This window comes from Streptococcus mitis SK1080, assembly GCF_000220085.1.
Taxonomy (GTDB): Bacteria; Bacillota; Bacilli; order Lactobacillales; family Streptococcaceae; genus Streptococcus; species Streptococcus mitis_K.
Genome location: NZ_AFQV01000023.1, coordinates 135283 through 157874, shown reverse-complemented (window position 1 = coordinate 157874; position 22592 = coordinate 135283). Strand labels below are relative to the sequence as shown.

The 22592-nt window shown below is 41.4% G+C and carries 20 protein-coding genes and 1 pseudogene; 1 reads left to right on the top strand and 20 read right to left on the bottom strand.

The genetic code is table 11. The features are described 5' to 3' along the window. Nucleotides 1-90 precede the first annotated feature (90 nt). The 12 genes and pseudogenes from greA to HMPREF9957_RS09975 form a co-directional block, all read right to left on the bottom strand. Complete coding sequence (greA, locus tag HMPREF9957_RS10030; RefSeq protein WP_000818768.1) at nucleotides 91-573, bottom strand: transcription elongation factor GreA; 483 nt, start codon at nucleotides 571-573, stop codon at nucleotides 91-93. Between the two features lie 60 nt (nucleotides 574-633). Further along, nucleotides 634-2238: an endolytic transglycosylase MltG gene (mltG, locus tag HMPREF9957_RS10025; protein ID WP_001291669.1), complete on the bottom strand. Its 1605-nt coding sequence runs from the start codon at nucleotides 2236-2238 to the stop codon at nucleotides 634-636. A gap of 123 nt (nucleotides 2239-2361) precedes the next feature. Next, a complete protein-coding gene (locus tag HMPREF9957_RS10020; RefSeq protein ID WP_000702429.1) occupies nucleotides 2362-2919 on the bottom strand; it encodes a GNAT family N-acetyltransferase in 558 nt (185 codons plus the stop codon). Then, the gene (locus tag HMPREF9957_RS10015) at nucleotides 2916-3368 is read right to left on the bottom strand and encodes a GNAT family N-acetyltransferase (protein WP_000405278.1); all 453 of its coding nucleotides are present in this window, start codon (nucleotides 3366-3368) and stop codon (nucleotides 2916-2918) included. Before HMPREF9957_RS10015 ends, HMPREF9957_RS10020 begins: the two co-directional genes overlap by 4 nt. 9 nt (nucleotides 3369-3377) lie before the next feature. Continuing rightward, entirely contained in the window at nucleotides 3378-4712 is a 1335-nt protein-coding gene (gene murC, locus HMPREF9957_RS10010) for a UDP-N-acetylmuramate--L-alanine ligase (protein WP_001127124.1), read from the bottom strand. A gap of 10 nt (nucleotides 4713-4722) precedes the next feature. Further along, nucleotides 4723-5340, bottom strand: a complete 618-nt coding sequence (locus tag HMPREF9957_RS10005) for a divisome accessory protein ZapJ (protein ID WP_000808212.1) — start codon at nucleotides 5338-5340, stop codon at nucleotides 4723-4725. A 47-nt stretch (nucleotides 5341-5387) separates the two neighbouring features. Beyond that, nucleotides 5388-8486, bottom strand: a complete 3099-nt coding sequence (locus HMPREF9957_RS10000) for a pilus expression-regulating Snf2 family helicase (RefSeq protein ID WP_001096222.1) — start codon at nucleotides 8484-8486, stop codon at nucleotides 5388-5390. A 92-nt stretch (nucleotides 8487-8578) separates the two neighbouring features. Continuing rightward, complete coding sequence (locus HMPREF9957_RS09995; protein ID WP_000521359.1) at nucleotides 8579-9745, bottom strand: MalY/PatB family protein; 1167 nt, start codon at nucleotides 9743-9745, stop codon at nucleotides 8579-8581. 7 nt (nucleotides 9746-9752) lie between these two features. After that, the gene (locus tag HMPREF9957_RS09990) at nucleotides 9753-10847 is read right to left on the bottom strand and encodes a cystathionine gamma-synthase (protein WP_000031939.1); all 1095 of its coding nucleotides are present in this window, start codon (nucleotides 10845-10847) and stop codon (nucleotides 9753-9755) included. 165 nt (nucleotides 10848-11012) lie between these two features. Further along, nucleotides 11013-11468 carry a hypothetical protein gene (locus tag HMPREF9957_RS09985; protein ID WP_000500940.1) on the bottom strand — a complete coding sequence of 152 codons (456 nt, stop codon included), beginning with the start codon at nucleotides 11466-11468 and terminating at the stop codon, nucleotides 11013-11015. Between the two features lie 312 nt (nucleotides 11469-11780). Further along, nucleotides 11781-13739: pseudogene (locus HMPREF9957_RS09980) on the bottom strand (peptide ABC transporter substrate-binding protein). 207 nt (nucleotides 13740-13946) lie between these two features. Next, nucleotides 13947-15569: a putative polysaccharide biosynthesis protein gene (locus tag HMPREF9957_RS09975; protein ID WP_000017782.1), complete on the bottom strand. Its 1623-nt coding sequence runs from the start codon at nucleotides 15567-15569 to the stop codon at nucleotides 13947-13949. A gap of 105 nt (nucleotides 15570-15674) precedes the next feature. On the opposite strand from HMPREF9957_RS09975, the gene HMPREF9957_RS09970 reads away from it, so the two are divergent. Next, on the top strand, nucleotides 15675-17120 hold the full coding sequence (locus HMPREF9957_RS09970; protein WP_000590282.1) for a UDP-N-acetylmuramoyl-L-alanyl-D-glutamate--L-lysine ligase: 1446 nt from the start codon (nucleotides 15675-15677) through the stop codon (nucleotides 17118-17120). 46 nt (nucleotides 17121-17166) lie between these two features. Here HMPREF9957_RS09970 and HMPREF9957_RS09965 read toward each other — a convergent pair whose 3' ends face one another. From HMPREF9957_RS09965 to HMPREF9957_RS09930, 8 genes are all read right to left on the bottom strand, one after another. After that, nucleotides 17167-17358 (bottom strand): CsbD family protein, encoded by a 192-nt coding sequence (locus HMPREF9957_RS09965; RefSeq protein WP_000051184.1) that lies wholly within the window; start codon nucleotides 17356-17358, stop codon nucleotides 17167-17169. A gap of 100 nt (nucleotides 17359-17458) precedes the next feature. Further along, nucleotides 17459-18109, bottom strand: coding sequence for a DUF1803 domain-containing protein (locus tag HMPREF9957_RS09960; RefSeq protein WP_000614468.1), 651 nt, complete (start codon nucleotides 18107-18109; stop codon nucleotides 17459-17461). Continuing rightward, the gene (locus HMPREF9957_RS09955) at nucleotides 18093-18605 is read right to left on the bottom strand and encodes a YiiX/YebB-like N1pC/P60 family cysteine hydrolase (RefSeq protein ID WP_000892240.1); all 513 of its coding nucleotides are present in this window, start codon (nucleotides 18603-18605) and stop codon (nucleotides 18093-18095) included. Before HMPREF9957_RS09955 ends, HMPREF9957_RS09960 begins: the two co-directional genes overlap by 17 nt. An 86-nt stretch (nucleotides 18606-18691) precedes the next feature. Next, nucleotides 18692-19627, bottom strand: coding sequence for a manganese-dependent inorganic pyrophosphatase (locus tag HMPREF9957_RS09950; RefSeq protein WP_000036052.1), 936 nt, complete (start codon nucleotides 19625-19627; stop codon nucleotides 18692-18694). Between the two features lie 82 nt (nucleotides 19628-19709). Further along, nucleotides 19710-19997 carry a GIY-YIG nuclease family protein gene (locus HMPREF9957_RS09945; protein ID WP_000349612.1) on the bottom strand — a complete coding sequence of 96 codons (288 nt, stop codon included), beginning with the start codon at nucleotides 19995-19997 and terminating at the stop codon, nucleotides 19710-19712. Further along, complete coding sequence (locus HMPREF9957_RS09940; protein WP_000390777.1) at nucleotides 19987-20736, bottom strand: tRNA1(Val) (adenine(37)-N6)-methyltransferase; 750 nt, start codon at nucleotides 20734-20736, stop codon at nucleotides 19987-19989. The genes HMPREF9957_RS09945 and HMPREF9957_RS09940 overlap by 11 nt, the downstream gene beginning before the upstream one ends. Nucleotides 20737-20789: 53 nt before the next feature. Then, on the bottom strand, nucleotides 20790-21149 hold the full coding sequence (locus HMPREF9957_RS09935) for a S1 RNA-binding domain-containing protein (protein WP_000689593.1): 360 nt from the start codon (nucleotides 21147-21149) through the stop codon (nucleotides 20790-20792). A gap of 1 nt (nucleotide 21150) precedes the next feature. Further along, complete coding sequence (locus HMPREF9957_RS09930) at nucleotides 21151-22551, bottom strand: bifunctional Cof-type HAD-IIB family hydrolase/peptidylprolyl isomerase (RefSeq protein ID WP_000339010.1); 1401 nt, start codon at nucleotides 22549-22551, stop codon at nucleotides 21151-21153. Nucleotides 22552-22592: the final 41 nt, after the last annotated feature.

The window sequence follows — 22592 nt, the reverse complement described above, 5'->3', positions numbered from 1 at the left end:
CTTCTTTGAACTCATATCGTCTCCAATTCAATTTAAAATGGAAAAAGGAGTGAGTGAAGCGCACTGCCTCCCCACTCCTTTTTTCTGTTTTTAGGCTGTTTTTTCAACCTTCAAGATTTTTACATCATAGCTACCAACAGGTGTTTCAATGGTTGCTGTGTCACCTGTTTTCTTACCAATCAAGGCTTGTCCAATTGGGCTTTCATTTGAAACCTTACCTGCAAAGGCATCTGCACCAGCTGAACCTACGATAATATAAACTTCTTCTTCGTCCTCACCAATTTCTTGGATAGTTACTGTTTTACCAATCGCTACTTCGTCTTGGGCAACTGAGTCGCTATTGACGATTTCAGCATAACGGATTTTCGTTTCCAAGCTAGAGATTTGTCCTTCGACAAAGGCTTGTTCATCCTTAGCTGCTTCGTACTCACTGTTTTCAGAAAGGTCACCGTATGAACGGGCAATCTTAATGCGTTCTACCACTTCTGGACGGCGGACCAATTTCAATTCTTCTAATTCTTTTTCAAGTTTTTCCTTTTCCTCAAGGGTCATAGGATATGTTTTTTCTGCCATTTTTCTCAACTTTCTTTCGATAGTATTGAATCTCTATCTGAGATTCTTATTTTTGTAGTCTTAGTTTGAACTACTATTTTGAGTAAGCTTGCTATTAACGTGCTCAGCTACATTACGATCATGTTCTTCTTTATTGCTAGCATAGTAGACCTTACCATCTGTCACATCTGCAACAAAGTAAAGGTATTCACTCTTAGTCTGATTGATACTTGACTCGATAGCATCTAAGCTTGGACTATCTACCGGACCAGGCATGAGGCCTAGATTGGTATAGACATTATATGGTGAATTAATAGATGTATCAATTCCAGCATCGTCAGCAAGACTAATCTTCTGACCAAGTTTTCCTTGGGCATACAAGATGGCAATATTGCTTTGAAGTGGCATACCAAGATTCAAGCGATTGTAGAATACACCTGCAATCAACTTACGATCGTCAGTCTTAGCTCCTTCTTTTTCTACAAGTGAAGCAATCGTCAACAATTCATTGACCGTCAAATTCTTAGACTTAATCGTACTGTAATGAGGTGCCAAAGTCTTGTCCATAGCTGCCAACATCTCATCAATCAAGCTTTCAACAGTTGTGCTTTCTTTGATAGAGTAAGTAGCTGGGAAAAGGTACCCTTCCAAACGATAACGAGCCCCACTTTCCTTTGTAGGCAAGCTTTCAAGTAGACTCGGATATTTGGCAACTTCCTGACTGATAAAGCTATCATCTTGAACTTTTGCTAGGAAAGCATCTGCTGTCAAAGGCTCTTTGAAGTCACCTTGCAATTGACCTACAGCTTGGGCCATTTGATCAATCGTATAACCTTCTGGAATTGTCAAAGTCGCAAGGACAGGTTCTTGAGCTTCAGCTGTTCCACCTTTTTGTAGTTCGTGGATGATATCTTCTGTACTCATGCTCTTTTGCAAATTATAGTAACCTGATTTCAAATCAGCATAATTTTTGTACTTAGCATACAAGCCAAAAACTAAACCGTGTTTAATCAAGCCGGCATCTTCAAGTGTCTTACCGATTTCTTGAACATTAGCTCCTTCTGGGATTTGCAGCGTTACATATTGCTTAGAATCAGCGTCAACAGGCTGTAAAGATGACTGAACATACTGATAACCGAAGTAACCACCTGCCGAAATCAAGGCAAGGAAAATCAATAGAGAAATGAAGAAGGCCTTAAAGCCAGATTTTTTCTCTTTCTTCGGCTTAACGGGTTTCGCTCCTTCTCTACGGCTACGACGTGGTGTATCGCTGATGATATCCACTGTTTCTTTAGCAGGCGTCGGTGTTTCTGGACGTGCTTGTTCTTCTTTTTTCTCTGCTGTCTTATAGGAAACAGCTACCCTTGTTGGGGTTTCATTGTATTCTCTTTCAACTTTGCTAGGTCTAACAGGACCTGGTCCTGGTCTTGAGCCACTTTCTTCTGCTGGAGAAGAAGGTACATCTTGACTTGGGTGAGTAGGCACGGTAGGAGCTTTTCTCATAATCTCCTCTACCGTTGACAAGGAATCAGCCATGAGTTCTTCAGCTGAAGGTTCATTTGCAGGAGTGCGAACTACTGCCTTATCTTCTCTCAGAACTTCATCATAGCCTTTTACTTTTTCTAAATCTCTCAGAATCTGCTCTTTAAAGCTTAATTTCTCTTCTTCTCTTGACTTTTCACTCAAAAGTTTTTCCTCCTTGTTGACAATCCATAATATTATATCTTAAAAGTCCAAGAAAAGCAACCTATGATACTTTTCCTAGCTTATTTTTTATACTCAATGAAAATCAAAGAGCAAACTAGGAAGCTAGCCGCAAGCTGTACTTGAGTACGGTAAGGCGACGCTGACGTGGTTTGAATTTGATTTTCGAAGAGTATTAGCTTCCCAGACCATATCATACCAAGTTTCCCCTGCAAAGGTTGACTGGGACAGGCCTTCATTGACAAATCCATGTTTTTCATAGTAGGCAATGAGATAGTCATGACAGGTTAGGTTTATACCTTCTCTTTCGTGTTTAAGAGCCAGTTCTTTCAAGGCTGTTAGCAATGTCTGACCAAGTCCGAGACCCTGCGCCTCTTTGGCAATAGAGAGACAGGTGACAGAGATATAGCCACCCGACTCATGGCTATGGTCTTCAATCTCTTCTGTAAAAGACTGATCTTGCAGATGACGGTGGGGGCAAACTGGCCCTTCTATATAGCCCATGATTCTGCCTTCTTTTTCCGCAACCAGAAAAGAGGTCTGTATTTCTCGCAAATGTGCCTCAAAAACAGATCGAGGAATGGCTTCTTCAACCGAGAAATTCTCTAGTTCAATCTCGACGATACGATCCAAATCTTCTAATCTTGCTTGTCTGATTTTCATTGTGCCTCCAGATAAAAGGGATTAAACCAAATCATACTAAAGCCCTGGCTAGTTGCAGTTTCTTCATCAATAAAACCGTTCATTTCAAAATAGGAAAGAAGCTCATCAGGACTCTTCAAACGAATCCCTTTGTAATCCAGCTCAACTGCCACCTCTTTCAAAGCCGCAAGAAGCAGCGTGCCCAAGCCCTGTCTCTGATGATCAGACTCAATGACTAAAGAATGTATTTTTAGACATTGCGAATTGTCTGACTGGGGACTGCCTAGAATATAGCCTAAAAGCTGATTTTCATCCCTAGCTAGAAGAAAGGTATCCGCAGACTTACGGATACTTTCTTCTAAGATATGGGAAGTCAGATGATTTTCAGCTGGATAAGATGTGGCCTGAAGTGCCTCTATCTCAGCCAAATCAGACTTGCTTGCCTGAATGATCTTAATTGGAATTTCCATGGGAGCATCCTATTGAACATTGCTTGTCAAGTTTGACAAGAGACGCTCAAATGAGTATTCATAGGTTTGGATGTCTCCTGCTCCCATAAAGACGTAAACAGCATTGTCATGGTCAAGGAGTGGGGAAACATTTTCAACAGTGATCACTTGGTGTTTTTTGTTGATTTTTTTGGCTAGGTCTTCTACCTTAACGTCACCATGATCTACTTCACGAGCAGATCCATAAATTTGCGCTAGGTAAACAGCATCTGCTTGGTTTAAAGCATGGGCAAAGTCGTCCAACAAGGCAATGGTTCTTGTAAAAGTATGTGGTTGGAAGACCGCTACAATTTCCTTGCTTGGGTATTTCTGACGAGCCGCATCCAAGGTCGCAATAATTTCTGTTGGATGGTGGGCAAAGTCATCGATAATCACTGTATCATTGACAATTTTCTCAGTGAAACGACGCTTAACACCGGCAAATGTTTTCAAGTGCTCACGCACCAAGTTCAAATCAAATCCTGCTGTGTAAAGAAGACCAATAACGGCTGTCGCATTCATGATATTGTGACGACCAAAGGTTGGGATGTGGAATTGACCTAATTCTTGTCCACGGAAATGAACTGTGAAGGTTGAACCAGTTGTAGAACGAAGAAGCTCACTAGCTACAAAGTCATTACCTTCTGCTTCAAAGCCATAATAATAAATTGGTGCATCAGACGTAATTTTACGCAATTCTGCATCTTCACCATAGACAAAAAGACCCTTGGTAATTTGTTTAGCATAGTCGTTAAAGGCATTGAAAACATCCTCGAGACTTGTGAAATAGTCTGGATGGTCAAAGTCAATGTTGGTAATAATAGAGTATTCTGGGTGATAAGGCATAAAGTGGCGCTCATATTCGTCAGATTCAAAGACAAAATATTTGGCATTGGCCGAACCACGACCGGTCCCATCCCCAATCAAGAAGCTAGTGTCTGTGATGTGAGACAAGACATGAGACAACATACCTGTCGTTGAAGTTTTTCCATGCGCTCCTGCTACTCCCATGCTAACAAAATCACGCATAAAGCTACCTAGAAACTCATGATAACGTTTGTAGCTGATACCATTTTGGTCCGCATAGGCAATTTCGACGTTGTTATCTGGACGAAAGGCATTTCCAGCGATAATTTCCATGTCACCGTCTAGGTTCTTTTCATCAAAAGGAAGAATAGTAATTCCTGCCTGCTCAAGACCACGTTGAGTAAAGTAGTACTTTTCAACATCTGATCCCTGTACCTTATGCCCCATTTGGTGCAACATCAAGGCCAAGGCACTCATCCCTGATCCCTTAATTCCGATAAAATGATATGTCTTTGGCATGTTTTCTCCCCTATTCTGTAATTCTGGTCAGATTCAACTCTTGGGCAACCCGACGTTCTTGTTCTGTTTGTTTACTTTTTTTATTATAGATTTGGCTCTTTTTCAGAAAATCATAGTTGTTTTTCTTTGGAGCAGGTACTGACACTTCTTCATTCTTGGTAGGGATAGAATTGACTTCTTCCGCCAAGATGTACTGAGACTGGGTCAATTTTTGGCTATATTTGACAAATTCACCAGGATTTTCCTTTTGGAAAGGCGCTGTCGGTTGATTGCCCTGTCTAAGAAGGCCTGATTTAGAATGACGTCTCGCACGGCTGAAATCCTGAGTTAGATAGTTAGCAGAGCGTTTCTTTTTCAAGTCTGCACGCGCTTCTTCACGCGCCGCCTCCGCATAGCTCTTTCCTTCTTTTTTAACCCCTAAAGGAGCTTTTTTAGATTTCTCGACTTGCTTTTCAATCGGTTTTACTGGCGCCTCTTCAGTAATAGGAGCCCATTCTAAATAATTTTTATCTCGATACTCACCCTTGATATTACTGATCAGATCAGACTCATCATACAAGTTCATGACTGGCATTTCAGTCAACATGATCTCGTCATCTGACACCAATGGAAATCGTTCTTGTTTCATTTTCTATTTCCTTTCAACACTTCATTATAGCGTATTGTCTTGATTTTTCAAGTGCTGGCTTCAGAAATTCCCAAAATTTCTCTAATTTCTGCTAGGGTCAGACTGCCACGTGACTCTGTGCCATCCAATACTTGTGACACCAGATGTTTCTTCTGTTCTTGGAGTTCCTGAATTTTTTCTTCAATGGTTCCCTTGGTCACCAAGCGATAGACCTCAACCGTTTCTTCCTGACCCATCCGATGGGCACGGCCAATGGCTTGCGCCTCCACCGCAGGATTCCACCAAAGGTCAACCAAAATAACCGTATCAGCACCTGTCAGATTCAGACCGACACCACCAGCCTTGAGGGAAATCAGAAAGGCATCTCTTTCCCCTTGGTTAAAGGCCTTGGTCATGTCTTGTCTTTCCTTGGCTGGGGTTGAACCCGTAATTTTAAAGGAAGTCATGCCCAAGTCTGGCAATTCTTGTTCTATTTTCTCCAACATTCCCTTGAACTGCGAGAAAATCAAGACACGGTGTCCACCGTCTGCCACCTGTACCAGCAGGTCTCGGAGACTATCCAGTTTGCCACTGGCTCCCTGATAATCCTCCATAAAGAGGGCAGGAGTGTCACAGATTTGGCGCAAGCGCATCAGACCAGACAAGATTTCCACACGACTTCGCTGGAATTCCTGGTCTGAAACTTGAGCCAATCTATCTCTCATCTGTTGCAACTGGGCTAGGTAGATAGCCTTTTGCTGGTCTTCCAGTTCATTCTTATAAACCACTTCAATCAAGTCTGGCAATTCAGTCAGCACTTCTTCTTTCTTGCGTCGCATCACGAAAGGCTTGATAAACTGAGCCACGCGTTCAGCTGGCAATTTCATAAATTCTTTCTTGCTTGGCAAGAGTCCTGGCATGACGATTTGGAAAATAGACCACAACTCACCCAAATGGTTTTCAATCGGAGTTCCTGACAAGGCAAAAACTGACGGCACCACAAATTGTCTCAAGGTCTGGGCGATCTTAGTCTGAGCATTTTTCATGACCTGAGCCTCATCTAAGAAAAGGAAGTCAAAGGCCAGCCCCTGATAAAGCTCACTGTCCTGACGGAAGGTAGCATAGCTCGTCACATAGATTTGATGACTCTCAGCAAGAATCTCCTCACGACTAGCTTTCAAACCATGAACAACAGCCACATCTAACTGTGGGGCAAATTTTTGAAACTCATCTGCCCAGTTGTAAATCAAACCTGACGGTGCTAAAATCAAGACCCTACTTTCTTTTGTCACTTGACTGGTCAAAAAAGCAATGGTCTGAAGGGTTTTACCAAGTCCCATATCATCAGCCAAAATCCCACCAAAACCATAATGATGGAGCATTTGTAGCCAGCCGATTCCCTTTTCCTGATAATCTCGTAAGTCAGCCTGAACCTGAGTTGCTTGTCTAGGGAAGTCCTCTGGATGCGTCAAATCGTGAGCCAGATTCTGGAATTCTTGTGAAAAAGAAACACGGTCACGTCCTTCAAAGAGATGAGCTAAACTATAAGCCAAGGATTTCCGAGCCTGCAAGGCCCCATCTTTTAATTCAAATTGTCCTAGTTCCTGTAGATTTTGGCGAATTTTCTTGGTTTCTTCATCGAAAAAGTAGACTTGATTGGACGAATCGATATAAAAATCTTGATTGGCAACCAAGGCCTGCATGGCTTGGTCGATTTCCTCCTGGGCAATATCTTGAAAATCAAACTGGATTTCCAAGAGACCTCCCTTGGAAGCAATCTGCACTTGAGGACTCGCTAAGCTATAAAGCTCTTCTAGCTTGTCTGATAGGTCAACATGACCGAGTTTTTCAAAGACTGGAATGATTTCATGGAAGAAATGATAGACAGACTCTGCTTTTATGACCTGACGCCAAGATTGAAAGTCTGCTTCAAATCCCGCTGCCAAACAGACTTGGAAAATTCTTTCTTTTAAGTCAGCATCACTTGAAAATGGTAATTCTTCTAGCTCTTGTCGGCTTGATACCTGCCTATCCCCATAATCAAACTGAATTTCTAAACGAATCCGATTATCTTCTTCCCTGTCAAAGTAAAAAGAGGGCGCAAAAGTTTTGATTTGTAAACGTTCTGGAGCTGAAACAGTGCTCATCTGGCCAAAGAGCGTTAAACAAGAAGCTAACTTATCTCGGTCACTGCTATCAAATTGCAGGTATTTCTTTCCTTGTTGATCCACAGGTAGCGCTTTAATTTCCTTGAGAAGACGCATCTGCTGGTCTGTTTGAAAATAAACCTGTCCTTTATGGAAAAGCACAGCTCCCTGATAAAAGACATTGACCCTTGGACTCTCACTGATTTCCATTTCAAAATAATCCGAGTATTCTGTTACTGTAAAGGCAAATAGATTGGCATCAGCATGCATATCCTGAAAAAGCAGAGTCTGATAGCTATCCACTTGATGGTCAAATTGAAAATGAGGCAAGGTCATCAGTAAATTCACACCCTGCTCAAAAAAAGTCAGAGGAAAAAAGAGATGCCGACCCTGGTTTTGGAAAAAGAGGTCTGGAGCCTGTCCTTCCTCCATCAGTCCTCGTAAGAAATTCAGAAGTTCTTGACTGGCCTCATCAAAGGCTTCCCAAGAAAGAGACTCCTCATAAATCTTGCCAATCATATAAGACTTTCTCTGCTCGACAATCCTTAAAAAGAGTGGAATATCCCGAATGACGTAGTATTTTTGGCTATTGATTTGGCCGATTCTCAGAGTCCACAAGATATGATTGGTTCCTGCTTCCACCTGACCCACAGCCGATAATTCATAGACTCGGTCTGATTTTGGAGACAAGATTCGGTCCAAAAATTTGCCACCCAAGGTCACCTTGGTTTCAACGGCCTCTTTTTCTTCATGACCTTCTTCCAGACTCTGCAAGATTTCCTGACCACGCTCATCATTTTTTAGAAAATGCTCCAGAGCCGCCAAATGCACACAGTAGCCCCTCTTTGGGAAAAAATCACAGGCACAAAAAACCAAATCATCCTCTAAACTATAGCGCAGTTCTTCTTCTGCAACGCGAGCGTAGAGCCGATTGTTCTTTTCCTTGATGATGTCAACTTTACCAGTTTCATAAAGGGCAACGCCTTCGATACGGATTTTTCCCGGAATCAATTTAGCCATATTTTTACCTTTACCTTATCTTTTTATTATACCATATTTTCACCTATGAAAATAGCCTTCTAGGAAGACTTTTCTCCTAGAAGACTAGATTTTTAACGTTTGGCAAAAGTCGTCACAATCCGCTGACACACTTCTTGCAGCAGAGATTTAGGCATGGCTACATTGAGACGGGCATGGAGACTTCCTTCCTCTCCAAAATCCAAACCACGGTTGAGGATAACCTTGGCTTCATTTCTCAAAAGCTCTTGCAATCTTTCATCAGTCAGGTCATAGGCTGAAAAATCAAGCCAAATCAAGTAGGTTCCTTGCGGTTTCATGACCTTGATTTTAGTCTCTTTTCCAAATAGTTCCACCACATAATTAATATGGTCTTCAAAGACTTGCTTGAGTTCCTCTAACCAATCTTTACCGTATCGATAGGCAGCTTCTGTCGCCAAATAACCCAAGCCTGAAATTTCATGCTGGTTATTGGCTAACTGGCGTTTCTGGTAAGTCAGTCTCAACTTAGGATTTTCAATGACTGCATAGGAATTTTTTGTCCCAGCAATATTAAAGGTTTTAGTGGCACTGCTCAAGACGATAGCAAATTCTTTAAAGTCAGGGTTGACAGTATTGAAGGAATGATGCTTGTGACCAAAGAGGGCCAAATCTTGGTGAATCTCATCTGAAACCAAGAAAACACCGTATTTTTGACAGAGTTGACCAATCTTCTCCAACACTTCCTTTTCCCACACACGTCCACCAGGATTGTGAGGGTTACAGAGGATATAGAGTTTGACCTCCTCTTCCACCAAATCTTTTTCAAGTTGATCAAAGTCAATCTCAAACAGTCCATCCTTTTCCACCAAAGAATTGGTAATCAATCTACGGTTGTTCAACTTGACACTGCGAGCAAAAGGTGGATAGACAGGTGTGTTAATCAGAACAGCCTCACCTTCTTTTGTAAAGGCTTGAATGGCTGTTGAAATGGCTGGTACCACACCCTCGATAAAGACAAGGGCTTCTTTGTCAAAGTAGTAACCGTGTTGTGTAGCTTCCCACTTTTGAACTTCCTTAATTAACTCTTCACTTGCATAGGTATAGCCATAAACCAGTTGGTCTGCGTAAGTTTGCACGGCTTGGCGGATTTCAGGCAAGACTACAAAGTCCATATCCGCTATCCAAGCTGGTAGGACTTCACTATCCGTTTCCGCCTCTTTCCATTTATAGGTATGGTGCCCTAAACGATTGGGCAGGCTTGTAAAATCATATTTTCCCATCTTTGTCTTATCCTTCCAAGGCTTGGCGCAAATCTGCAATCAAATCTCTAGCATCCTCAATCCCAATCGACAAACGCAAGAGGTCATCTGTCAAACCATAAGAATGGCGCACTTCTGCTGGAATATCAGCGTGAGTTTGAGTCGTTGGATAAGTAATGAGACTTTCTACCCCACCCAAACTTTCCGCAAACGAGAAGACCTTGAGACTGTTCAAAATATGAGGAATGCGCGTTTCATCGACTACTTTAAAGGAAATCATCCCCCCACGACCAGTATAGAGAACCTCCTTGACTGCTGGAGAATCCTTCAAAAAGGCAACCACTTCTTGGGCGTTAGCTGTTGAGCGCTCCATACGAAGAGACAAGGTCTTGAGACCACGAATCAACTGGTAGCTGTCAAACGGTGACAAGACTGCCCCTGTCGTATTGAGATTGTAAAAGAGTTTCTCGTATAGTTCTAAACTATTGGTCACAACCACTCCAGCCAAGACATCATTGTGGCCTGCTAGATACTTGGTTGCTGAATGGAGAACGATATCTGCTCCATCTTCAATCGGACGTTGGTAGATAGGGCTGTAGAAGGTATTGTCCACCACCACTTTGGCACCCTTAGCATGAGCCAATTTTGCCAGTTTTTCGATATCAAATTCCAACATCAAGGGATTGGTTGGCGTTTCGATATAGAGAACGTCAACATCCTTTTCTAACTCAGCAATCAACTCTTCTTCTGTATTGGCATAGGTAAGATGGAAACGGCCTTCCTGCTCCACTTGGTTGAACCAGCGGAAAGAACCACCGTAAAGGTCACGGACAGCCACAACCTTACTTCCTACTGGAAAGACGCTAAAGGCCAGTACAATAGCTGACATCCCTGAGCTAGTCGCTAGGGCATAGTCTGCGGACTCAATAGCCGCCAAGACTTCTTCCGCCTTACTGCGAGTTGGGTTTTTGGTGCGCGTATAGTCAAATCCAGTAGATTTACCAAACTCTGGATGCTGATAGGTCGTTGAAAAATGAAGCGGTGTCACCAAAGCTCCTGTCGCTTCATCTGACTTGATACCCGCCTGGGCCAAAATTGTGTTAATGTGTAATTCCTTGCTCATACAATACCTCCAAATCTATAGTAACTATTGTACCACTTATTTTCATCAACTCATTTTCTTCTTTTCAAGAGCTAGTTATAGTTTCAAACTATAGACTTATCGAGTAAAGCTAAAAAAGAATCCAGAAAAGCTTCCAGATTCTTTTGTGAAAATGATTGCTAGTTCTTACTTAGACTGAAAGAAATTCTGTTGGGCTAAATAGTCATAATGGTCTTTGTTAAATTGGTACTGACCTACATGCTGACTAACCTGACCGACATCCACGGAAAAAATATAGGCTTCATTTTGATAGTTCCAGTTCAGCCTAACTGTATTCAAGACTGGCTTATAAGTAAAATCTTGAACTTGATTCCAAGGCATCTCTACGACTTGATTAGAACGATTTCCAGTTACATCACTGATGTCCATCAAGTAGATTCCCTTAGGCGTGAATGCCAGAATCTTAGGCTTCACACTCGACTGAACATAGTAGGCTCCTCCTACAATGAAAAAATCAATAAAGGATTTGAACCATGTCTTTTTCTTGAAAGCCATCAGAAAATTCTTTTGCCCTTCAATGTGGCAAGTTGAAAGAAATGATGCAATCTGTTTTTCTGTTGCAAACTCCATAATAGCGCCCATGATGTTACCTCCATAAAAATCACTAAATAGACAGTTAAGAATTCTTCACTTAAAGAAGAACTTATCATTTGTTGCATTTTATCTTACTTTTTCAGTAGACGGCATCCCTCCTATAAAATCATCCTAGCATGTGTATACTTCAATCAACATTGGGTAGATTTTCGAAAATATCGGCTCACGTTTTTGTTATATTCATTATAACATAAACTCAAGAAACAAAGAAAAAAATGTGAGATTTTTCTTCCAAATTTACCATCATTCTATTAAAAAACGACAGCTTCTTTCGAAACCATCGTTTTTCTTGAAAAATCCCTATTTGACATGTTTTGCCAATTCTTCTTGGGCTTTTTTATTGGATTCTTCTTTTTCTTTCAGCCATTTTTCTTTGGCTTTTTCATATTCATCTTTTGTGACTGTTTTATCTTGTACTTTGAGATATTTATATGATTCGATACCTTTATTACCAGCTAATGAATATGGTTCTGAGAAAGGAACTGTTTTTCTCAATACTGGTGTTCCGCCCTTAGAAACATTTGGAATTGCTAGAGAGCTATCCACCAACCAAGCTTGGATATCAGCATACTTTTCATAGCGTTTTGCAAGATCTTGTTCCTTATTGGCTTCTTCCAACATTTGAGTGTAGACATCTAATCCAACAGCCTTGGCCTTGTCATTGGCTTCACCTGGCTCTATACCTAGATTTTGCATCAAACCACCAGAATTAACGTTAAAGACGTCAAGATAGGTTGAAGGATCTTGGTAATCAGGACCCCAACCACCGTTGTAAAGGTCATAATCCTTCTGAGCTGCTGTCTGAGCCAAATAGCTTGTATTATCATAATCTTCAGTAGTGAGTTGTTGAATATCAATTACAACGTTCTCTGCACCTAAGGCTGCTTCAATAGATTGCTTCATAGAGTTTGCCTCTTGGACACCCTTTTTAGCAGCTTGGTCAACTGTCATGTCCAAGTGGATAGGGAATTGGACTCCTTTGGCTTGGAGTTCTTTCTTAGCTTCAGCAAATTTAGCTTTAGCTTTTTCAGCATTATAGTATGGATCCTGAGCATCCGCAAAGCTGATTCCTTGCCATTCCTTACCATAATTCACCATCTTAGAGGCTACTACTTCACCAAAGTCTTTTCCATTGATACTTACAAATGTTGGAGGAACGACGAGGTTACGCAAAATCTTAGTTGCACCATCTTCTCCTTGAGATTGGGCCCCGTAAGCTGTACGATCATAGGCAAAGTTAATGGCTTGACGGAAGTTTTTGTTAAGAACCGCTTCTTGTGTAGACTTCTTCTCAGCATCACTTGTTTTTGAAGTAAATTTATAAGATTTTCTATCCAAGTTGAAGTTTAAGAAGTAAGATGTAGCATCTTGCAGACTATAGATGATATTGTCTTTATTCTTCTCTTTGATTCCTTCGAAGCTTGAGCTATTTGGATAAAGACGAGCATAGCTATAGGCTCCCTCTACATAGTTACGAGCCAGTGCATCTTGGTCACTACCATCATAATAGGCCAATTTCACATCATCTACAAAGACATTTTTAGCATCCCAATAGTTAGGATTTTTCTTGTATTCGATGACCGATTTTGAAACAAAGGATTTCATCAAGAAAGGTCCATTGTACAAAATGCTAGATGGATCTACCTTACCAAAATCATCCCCTTTTGATTTCAAGAAATCCGCATTGACTGGGAAGAGAATGGTTGAGGTTGTTTTTGAGTTCCAGTAAGATTCTGGTCGTGTCAAAGTATATTGAACGGTTTGGTCATCTAGAGCCTTAACTCCGACAGTTGAAAAGTCTGTTGTTTTACCAGTGATATAGTCATCTAAACCTGCAACGGATTCTTGCACTAACTACAAGGCTTCTGATTTTTTATCAGCCGCATATTTCAAACCAGTTACAAAATCTTGGGCAGTTACAGGAGCATATTCCTCTCCATCTGCAGTATACCATTTAGCATCTTTCCGCAGTTTGTAGGTATAGGTCAAACCGTCCTTAGAAACACTCCAATCCTCTGCCAAGGATGGGATATAGTCCCCATACTGGTCATTTTCCATGAGCCCATCTACCAAATTAACCACGATATCATTGGTTGTTGCACGATTTTCTGCTAGATAGTTCAAACTTGATGGGTCACTTACGTAAACATAGTTATATGTTTTTGACCCTGTGCTAGAATTTCCACAGGCACTTAACAAAATACCTGCACTTAACACGACACCTGCAAGCGTTGCATACTTGGCCTTAGACTTTTTCATTTCCAGAACCTCCTGATTTAAATATTTGTTTTATTATACAGACTAACTACTTTTTAGTCAAGTGTTTTTTGACATAAAATTCAATTACTTTCGTTATTTATTCTCTGTTTTACATTTCATATCCAATTCTAACAATAAAAAATGAATAAGAGAGTGTTTTGGCTTTTAAAAAACTCAACTTATTCATTTTATTTATAAATTATTTTTTTAAGAAATTTTTAATTTTACTCGCAGGCGATCTGCTTGGGCTTTCCCAATCACCTTATCCAATAAACGAGTACGGAGACTCATGACTCCATATACTCCTCCACCCATGGCACCGACAAGAGCTACATAAAGGAAGCTCCACAAACGTCCACTTGGTTGGAAGACAAATCCAAGTATCCACTGGATGGCACCGACACCGAGAAACATAACAAGGGTCAACAAACTGATTAAAATGGTTCGCTTCAAAATCACCTTGCGCTTAACACCGGTTACTTGACAAATGTCCCGATACATCAAGACATTAGGAATAATGAGGCCGATTGTAGTGGAAATCAAAGGACCATAACTGTGGAAGAGGGCGATGGTAGGTATTTGCAAGACCAGCTTGGCAATGGAACCATAGATAAAATAGAGAACTGCCTTGCGGTTGCGGAACATGGCCTGAAGCATTGGAGACAAGACCATGTACAAGCCTAAAATAGTAGACTGCAAAACTGCAAAGACAAACAAGCCCATGGCCAAACTATCTGGCTTCCCATAAAAGACTGTGTAGAGGGGTTCTCCTACCATAACCACTCCAACCGTTGCTGGTAGCAGGAATACGAAAAGCATGGTAATGCTGTCCTGAACCAGACGAGAAGCCGCCTTCAAGTCCCCCTTGACATAGTTTTCAGTCAAAAGTGGTAAACCGACACCCCCAATTGAAACCCCAACAGAAATCAAAATCATAGTGATTTTATTAGGATTGGCTGAGAAATAAGAAAACATGACAACCAAGTCCTCGTTGCTGTAGTTGGTAAACCAGCTCATACTATTGATAAAGGTCATCTGATCCAGAATCTGGAAAAGCTGGATGGCAGACCCTGTCAAGATAAAAGGAATGGCTTCCTTAATGGTATCGACCAAGAGACGCTTGCTGTTAATCTTATCCCCTGTTTCAAAGACTCTTTTGAGTAAACCTTCTTGAGCAAGGAAATAAATCAAAACTGCAAAACTGGCTACCATACCGACAAAGGCCGCAAAGGTCGATTGGGTAACGGCTGCTAGGTAATCTCCTGAACCGAGCTTCATAATGATAAAGGTTGCTAAGAGCATCCAGATAACACGAATGACCTGCTCAGCGATTTGGCTCATGGCATAAGGTTTCAGGTTATTCATCCCTTGGAAAAATCCTCGGATAACACTCATAGAAGGGAAAATCAAGACTCCCCAAGCCAAGCTCTGCATGATCGGTATCAAGTCTTTGCCCACGCCAGATAAGTCTGCTAGCCAAGGAGCAAAGACATACAAGATTAGGGCAAAAACCAAACCTAGTCCTGTCATAAATCCTAAAAAACTCCGAATCAGGGCAAAGCTATGCTCCTCTTCTCTCATGGTATTGTATTTAGCAACTTGCTTGGCCACCGCAACTGGAATCCCCGCTGTTGAAACCAGCAAGAACCAGGCATAGATATTGTAGCCCATGGTAAAGAGACCATTGGCCGTAGCCGCATAAGACCCCATCCAGATGTACCAAGGGATAATGTAAATAGCCCCAAGCAGGCGACTGATAAAGTTACTAGCCGTTAACCAAGCAGTCCCCCGTAACATCTGGGCCTGCTGGTGATTGTTTTCGTGCGACATAGATTCCTCATTCAATTTTGATAACTAGGAAAAACTCCTTATCTTCCATTATAAACTTTTCCTTGTTACTTGTAAATTTGCGACTTTCGGTTTACAATAGAAAGTATGATTAAGATTGAAACCGTATTAGATATATTAAAGAAAGATGGTCTCTTCCGCGAGATTATCGACCAAGGACACTATCACTACAACTACAGCCATATCGTATTTGACACCATCTGCTATGACAGTCGCAAGGCCAAAGAGAAGAGCCTCTTTTTCGTTAAAGGTGCTGCCTTTAAGAAGGAATTTCTGATTTCTGCCATCTCTCAAGGCCTCGGTTGGTATATGGCTGAAGAAGACTATGAAGTTGATATTCCTGCCATTATCGTCAGCGATATCAAGAAAGCAATGAGTTTGATTGCTATGGAATTTTATGGAAATCCACAGAAAAAACTTAAACTCCTTGCCTTTACTGGTACTAAGGGTAAGACAACAGCAGCCTACTTCGCCTATAACATTTTATCTCAAGAGCATCGACCTGCAATGCTGTCGACCATGAACACAACTCTAGATGGCAAGACTTTCTTTAAGTCAGCATTGACAACCCCTGAGAGTATTGACCTCTTTGATATGATGAATCAAGCTGTGCAAAATGACCGCACCTACCTCATCATGGAAGTCTCCAGTCAAGCCTATCTGGTCAAACGTGTCTATGGTCTAACCTTTGATGTGGGAGTTTTCCTCAATATCAGCCCCGACCATATCGGCCCGATTGAACACCCTAGCTTTGAAGACTACTTCTACCACAAGCGTCTCTTGATGGAAAATAGCCGAGCAGTCATCATTAATAGTGACATGGATCACTTTTCTGTCTTGAAAGAACAAGTGGCAGATCAAGACCATGATTTCTATGGTAGCCAATCAAATAATCAAATCGAGAATTCCAAAGCCTTTAGTTTTTCAGCTATGGGTAAACTCGCTGGAGACTATGATATCCAACTGATTGGTCACTTCAACCAAGAAAATGCCGTTGCTGCAGGACTTGCTTGTCTCCGTCTCGGGGCTAGTCTTGAGGACATCAAAAAAGGAATCGCTGCAACCCGCGTCCCTGGTCGTATGGAAGTCCTCACTCAGAAAAATGGCGCTAAGATCTTTATCGACTATGCCCACAATGGGGATAGTCTGAAAAAACTCATCAATGTGGTTGAAACTCATCAAACTGGAAAAATTGCTCTGGTTCTGGGTTCGACAGGAAATAAGGGAGAAAGTCGTCGTAAGGACTTTGGACTTCTCCTCAATCAACACCCTGAGATTCAAGTCTTTTTGACTGCTGATGACCCCAATTATGAAGACCCAATGACCATTGCGGATGAAATTAGTAGCTACATCAATCATCCTGTTGAAAAGATTCCAGATCGCCAAGAAGCCATCAAGGCGGCAATGGCCATCACTGAACAAGAACTCGATGCTGTAATTATTGCAGGTAAGGGAGCTGATTGCTACCAAATCGTCCAAGGTAAGAAAGAAGCCTATCCAGGAGATGCAGCCGTCGCAGAAAATTATTTATAAGATAGTAAAAAATCAAGGGAAATGAAACCCTTGATTTTTTCTATTTTTATTTGAAAGCGTTTTTCAAACCTTCAACGGCACCTTCTACAGCACCTTTAGCATCTTCAACTACTTCTTTTGCCTTAGCAACTGTCTTTTCTACAGCGCCTTCCGCTTCAGTCTTGCTATCCCCAGTAACCTTACCAAATCCTTCTTTGATAGCGCCTGTTGCTTGTTCCAATTTGTTTTCAAGTGACATATGATTGTCTCCTTTAGTTTATTCCGATATGTGTTACCGGTTACATATAGTTTATACCGAATACTAAGGAAAGTCAAACAATGTGCTCAGAAACAAGAAATTACGCCAAGTAGAAAGTTAATCTTTCCTTATCAAAATCGATAGCCAACTCATACTTTCCATCTTCATTTTGGAAAATATAACCTAGGACAACTAAGCTGTCCACAAAGATATCACGGCGTTTCTGCATAAGCTGGTCTTTTTTGAGAAATTTCAACAAAAAAGTCGTCATATATTTGAGAGCATACTCAGGATTGACATCTCCCAAAATGTCATAGAGATCCTGCTGTTTTTCTGTCAAAGGATACTGATGTTTGACCTTGTAGAAATAATTGGACAGGGTCATTTTTGATCTCGCAAAGTCCGTTTTTTCAACTAAAATAGCTGCATTGGTTTGATTTCGTAATTCTGTCTCAAAACGCTGCTCCAACAAAGTTTGATAGGCCGGACTATCTTCGCTGACAAAAATCTCTTGATCCAGTTCGAGACTATCGAGTGATTCAAGCATAGGAAGATTGAGGTAATAACGCTTATTTTCCCGTAGAATCAAGTCAGCCTTTATATACTCTTCCATGAGTTTGTCAACTGCAACATCTGGAAATTGAGCCTTAATTTCCCGTAGAATCACATCATCATGCTGGTCCAGATAGCGGATCAATTCTCCAAAAAATGGCTGTCTCGTCAAACGAGATGGATTAAAAATCTGAATCATGAAGATTCCTTTCTTTACATTCTAACAGAGGCGATGTTGCCAATTGACTGGGATTGGTCCCAGCTTGGTTCAGAGGAACAGGCAGACCTAGTTCTCTGTAATACTCTCTCCAAAAATCACTAATCTCCTGCTCCCCATTCCCAAATTTCATAGGTATGGTCTCAAAAATCGGTAGGATTTCTGCCATGTACTGGGAACAGTAAAAACCATGTCCATCTGGATAGAAAGAAGCATTGTAGGGTGCCCCAAGATGTTTGCAAGCATTTTCCTTCACAGACTGGATATCCATTTCTGGGTAAACATAGATGTCGTACAAATGATTGGGCGCAAAGAAGTCTGCTGGTTCCTGACAGATAACACCCGCCTTTCCACTAGCGTGGTAAATCATCCCATCCAAATAAATGGCAACATGGTTATAGTTGCCTGTGGAAGTCTGGATAGCCTGTCCCATGTCCGACTCATCTCTCACAAAAATCAAATCGCCATTTTCTAACATGCTTCACTCCTAGAAAAAAAGGAGCCGAAACTCCTTTCGATATAAGGCAAACTAGCCTTTCCTAATTTGAATTAACACTCAAAATCTTAAGCATTAAAGCTTTCAGTCAATTGAGGTACCACTTGTTTCTTACGTGAAACGGCACCAGCAAGGAAGGCGTGGTTGTCTGCAAGTTTGAAGTTGAAAGCTGCTTCAACCTTGTCCATGTTGGCACCAAGAGCCACGATTTCTGAGTTTGAGTTGACGATATCTGTAATCATCAAGACAAAGTCAGAGTAGCCGTTTGCTGCGTTAGCAGCTTGCATTGCAGCTTCAATTTCTGCTTGGCGCTCCAATACTTCAGCGATGTCAACTGTGTTTACTTGAGCAACACGGACATTATTTCCGTTCAATTCAAAAGTCTTAGCATCGATGTCAATCAATTCTTCAGCAGATTTGCTAGCCAAGTTTGTACCAGCTTTCAACATTGCCAAACCATATTCTTCCAAGTTGACACCAGCTAATTCAGCCAATTCAGGAGCAATGACTGTATCTGTTGGGTGTGTTGTTGGTGATTTCAAAAGAAGTGTATCTGAAATCAAACCTGAAAGCATCAAACCAGCAATCTCTTTAGGCACAGCCACACCATGTTCTTTGAACATACGATAAACGATTGAAGACGCTGAACCAACTGGCTCCAAACGCATGTAAAGTGGACTTGCAGTTTCAAAGTTAGCCACACGGTGGTGGTCTACAACACCATAAACTTCTACTTCAGCGATATCTGATACAGATTGTTGGAATTCATTGTGGTCAGTCAGGATAACTTGCTCTGCGCCTTCTGCTTTGGCAGAAGTGATGACACGCGGTGCTTCCACACCAAAATAGTTCAAGACAAAGGCTGTTTCTTCATTTGGAGTTCCAAGGGCAACAGCTTCCGTATCCAAACCGTAAGCTTCTTTTGCAAGGTAGGCAAAAGCTACAGATGACCCGATGGCATCTGAGTCTGGATTTTGGTGACCAAATACTAGAATCTTAGACATGATAATACCTCATTTTGTTTATTCTCTTTATTGTAGCATTTTTTTCACTTTTTGACAAAAGTAAGAGGAGTCAAAGGGCTCCTCACGATTCTTCAAAATAACTGAGTAAATTTCTATCTTGATTTTCAGATAAAAATTGCTCCTTCTGTGGCCTCTTCTTACGCTTGAGAAGTGCTTCAGCTGACATGGCTTCTTCCTTACTGGCAAAACCTTGAGCATAGATAAGTTTGACTGGCAAGCGTGCTCGTGTATATTTGGCTCCCTTCCCACTATTGTGGACAGCGAGGCGTCTTCTCACATCAGTCGTATAGCCTGTATAGTAGGAGCCATCACGGCACTCCAGCACGTACATATAAGCCTTATGATCCATAATAAATCTCTTCGAGTTCGGGCGTATAAGAGCCATCATCATTGTGAACAATAAGAGGTGGCAAGACCTTAAAGCCACTTGTCGAGCCATCCTTAATGGCCTCAATCAAGAGCATATTGGCTTCCTTTTCTCTTTTTGGATAAACAAACTGCAGACGCTTAGGTGCTAAATTATGTCGTTGCAAGCTGTCCAAGATATCTAAGAGCCGATCAGGACGATGAACCATAGCCAAACGTCCATTGGACTTAAGAATACTCTGGGCACTACGACAGATTTCCTGCAAATTGGTCGTGATTTCATGGCGCGCCAAGAGATAATGTTCGCTCTCGTTCAGGTTTGAATGAGGATCCACCTTGAAATAGGGCGGATTACACAAAATCATATCCACCTTACTCCCCTGGATGTAAGCAGGCATATTTTTCAAATCATCACAGATGACCTGCATCTGCTCCTCTAATCCATTCAAACGGACAGAGCGCTCAGCCATATCCGCCAAACGCTCCTGAATCTCAACAGCCAAAATCTGTGCCTGAGTACGAGTGCTAGCAAATAGCCCCACTGCTCCATTTCCAGCGCAGAAATCCACTATCAAGCCCTTTTTAGGAAAACGTGGAAAGCGTGACAAGAGAACACTATCCACCGAATAGCTAAAAACCTCTCTATTTTGAATAATTTTGATATCTGTCGAAAAGAGCTGGTTAATGCGCTCTCCTGATTTTAATAATTGTTCTTCTTCCATGGTTCTATTATAGCAGATTTATATTAACATTACAAAAAATATAAAATTCTAAACTACTTCTTCTTTTTTAAATAGTGCAGGGCTTCTCTAGTCCAAATTGGCATCATTCGTTTAAGAGGCGCAAAGCCGTAGTTAAAACGGTCGCTTGAAAAGCGTCGCCGTCTCGGAAACTGGTGCTTTTCTTCCTCCAAAGTGCGGATAGAAAGACTTGCTTTCCCTGTAAATTCATCTAAATCCACTACCTGAACCTGAACCTCTTCATCGACTTTCAAGGCTTCATGAATATTTTCAATAAAGCCTGTCCGAATCTCTGAAATATGAATCAGCCCCGTATCACCTGTCTCTAGCTCAACAAAGGCACCGTAGGGCTGAATCCCTGTAATACGACCCTTTAGCTTATCACCGATTTTCATCTTAGTCCTCGATTTCAATTGTTTCAATCACAACATCTTCAACTGGCTTGTCCATCGCCCCCGTCTCAACAGCAGCAATGGCATCCAAGACAACGTAAGAAGCTTCATCAGCTAACTGTCCAAAAACCGTGTGACGGCGGTCTAGGTGAGGTGTCCCTCCTTGGTTGGCATAGATTTCCGCAATCGGTTCTGGCCAACCACCACGAGCAATTTCTTTCTTAGAATAAGGCAAATGCTGATTTTGCACGATAAAGAACTGGCTGCCGTTGGTATTTGGACCAGCATTGGCCATGGAAAGAGCACCACGGATATTGTAAAGTTCTTCTGAGAATTCATCTTCAAATGATTCGCCGTAGATTGACTCGCCACCCATACCAGTTCCAGTTGGATCTCCACCTTGGATCATAAAGTCCTTGATAATACGGTGGAAAATGACACCATCATAGTAGCCATCTTTTGAAAGAGCTACAAAGTTAGCCACTGTTTTAGGAGCATGTTCAGGGAAGAGCTTGATCCGCAAATCTCCGTGATTGGTCTTAATAGTCGCGATAGGACCTTCTACTGTTTCAATGTCTACTTGTGGGAAATGCAATTCTTTTTCTACCATACCAAATCCTTCTAAGGCATCAAAAATGCCATCTTCTTCTAATGTTTTTGTAATGTAATCTGCTTTTTCTTTGATGTTATCATGAGAAATTCCCATTGCAACGCTGATTCCAGCATAATCAAAGAGTTCCAAGTCATTCAGCCCATCTCCAAAAACCATGACGTTCTCTGGTTTCAAGCCAAGGTATTCCACAACCTTTTCCACACCCGTCGCTTTGGAGCCTGAAATCGGCACAATATCAGACGAATGTTGATGCCAACGAACCATGCGAAGTTTGTCTGAGAGACTGTCAGGCAAGTGCAAGTCATCTCCTTTATCTTCAAAAGTCCACATCTGATAGATGTCTTCTTTCTCATGGAAATCTGGATCCACATCTAAATCAGGATAAATTGGATTGATAGCCTCACTAATCATATCGGTGCGAGTAGACAACTTGGCATCATGGCTCCCAACCAAGCCATACTCAATTCCTTCTTGCTTAGCCCAAGTGATATACTCCTCAACATCTGATTTCTCAATCTGATGTTGATAAATGACCTGACCTTTTTTATCTTCGATATAGGCCCCATTTAAGGTCACAAAAAAGTCAGGCTTGAGCTCACGAATCTCCGGAACAACACCAAAAATCCCTCGTCCAGAAACAATACCTGTCAAATTTCCTTTCTCACGTAATTGCTTAAAAACAGTTGGGATTGAAGCTGGAATAAAACCTGTCTTTGAATTCCTCAATGTATCATCAATATCAAAAAAGACAATCTTGATCTTCTTTGCCTTGTATCTTAATTTGGCATCCATCTCACTACCTCTTTCAATCTAACTCTTTCCATTATACCATA

What these genes read in the sequence shown, in the direction of transcription:
- HMPREF9957_RS09970 (WP_000590282.1), top strand. Translation starts at nt 15,675, where the DNA reads ATGATTAAGATTGAAACCGTATTAGATATATTAAAGAAAGATGGTCTC.
- HMPREF9957_RS09955 (WP_000892240.1), bottom strand. Translation starts at nt 18,605, where the DNA reads ATGTTAGAAAATGGCGATTTGATTTTTGTGAGAGATGAGTCGGACATG.
- HMPREF9957_RS09930 (WP_000339010.1), bottom strand. Translation starts at nt 22,551, where the DNA reads ATGGATGCCAAATTAAGATACAAGGCAAAGAAGATCAAGATTGTCTTT.
- HMPREF9957_RS09950 (WP_000036052.1), bottom strand. Translation starts at nt 19,627, where the DNA reads ATGTCTAAGATTCTAGTATTTGGTCACCAAAATCCAGACTCAGATGCC.
- HMPREF9957_RS10020 (WP_000702429.1), bottom strand. Translation starts at nt 2,919, where the DNA reads ATGAAAATCAGACAAGCAAGATTAGAAGATTTGGATCGTATCGTCGAG.
- HMPREF9957_RS09935 (WP_000689593.1), bottom strand. Translation starts at nt 21,149, where the DNA reads ATGAAAATCGGTGATAAGCTAAAGGGTCGTATTACAGGGATTCAGCCC.
- HMPREF9957_RS10015 (WP_000405278.1), bottom strand. Translation starts at nt 3,368, where the DNA reads ATGGAAATTCCAATTAAGATCATTCAGGCAAGCAAGTCTGATTTGGCT.
- greA (WP_000818768.1), bottom strand. Translation starts at nt 573, where the DNA reads ATGGCAGAAAAAACATATCCTATGACCCTTGAGGAAAAGGAAAAACTT.
- HMPREF9957_RS09990 (WP_000031939.1), bottom strand. Translation starts at nt 10,847, where the DNA reads ATGAGCAAGGAATTACACATTAACACAATTTTGGCCCAGGCGGGTATC.
- HMPREF9957_RS09965 (WP_000051184.1), bottom strand. Translation starts at nt 17,358, where the DNA reads ATGTCACTTGAAAACAAATTGGAACAAGCAACAGGCGCTATCAAAGAA.
- HMPREF9957_RS09940 (WP_000390777.1), bottom strand. Translation starts at nt 20,736, where the DNA reads ATGGAAGAAGAACAATTATTAAAATCAGGAGAGCGCATTAACCAGCTC.
- murC (WP_001127124.1), bottom strand. Translation starts at nt 4,712, where the DNA reads ATGCCAAAGACATATCATTTTATCGGAATTAAGGGATCAGGGATGAGT.
- HMPREF9957_RS09960 (WP_000614468.1), bottom strand. Translation starts at nt 18,109, where the DNA reads ATGATTCAGATTTTTAATCCATCTCGTTTGACGAGACAGCCATTTTTT.
- HMPREF9957_RS09995 (WP_000521359.1), bottom strand. Translation starts at nt 9,745, where the DNA reads ATGGGAAAATATGATTTTACAAGCCTGCCCAATCGTTTAGGGCACCAT.
- HMPREF9957_RS09945 (WP_000349612.1), bottom strand. Translation starts at nt 19,997, where the DNA reads ATGGATCATAAGGCTTATATGTACGTGCTGGAGTGCCGTGATGGCTCC.
- HMPREF9957_RS10005 (WP_000808212.1), bottom strand. Translation starts at nt 5,340, where the DNA reads ATGAAACAAGAACGATTTCCATTGGTGTCAGATGACGAGATCATGTTG.
- HMPREF9957_RS10000 (WP_001096222.1), bottom strand. Translation starts at nt 8,486, where the DNA reads ATGGCTAAATTGATTCCGGGAAAAATCCGTATCGAAGGCGTTGCCCTT.
- HMPREF9957_RS09985 (WP_000500940.1), bottom strand. Translation starts at nt 11,468, where the DNA reads ATGGGCGCTATTATGGAGTTTGCAACAGAAAAACAGATTGCATCATTT.
- HMPREF9957_RS09975 (WP_000017782.1), bottom strand. Translation starts at nt 15,569, where the DNA reads ATGTCGCACGAAAACAATCACCAGCAGGCCCAGATGTTACGGGGGACT.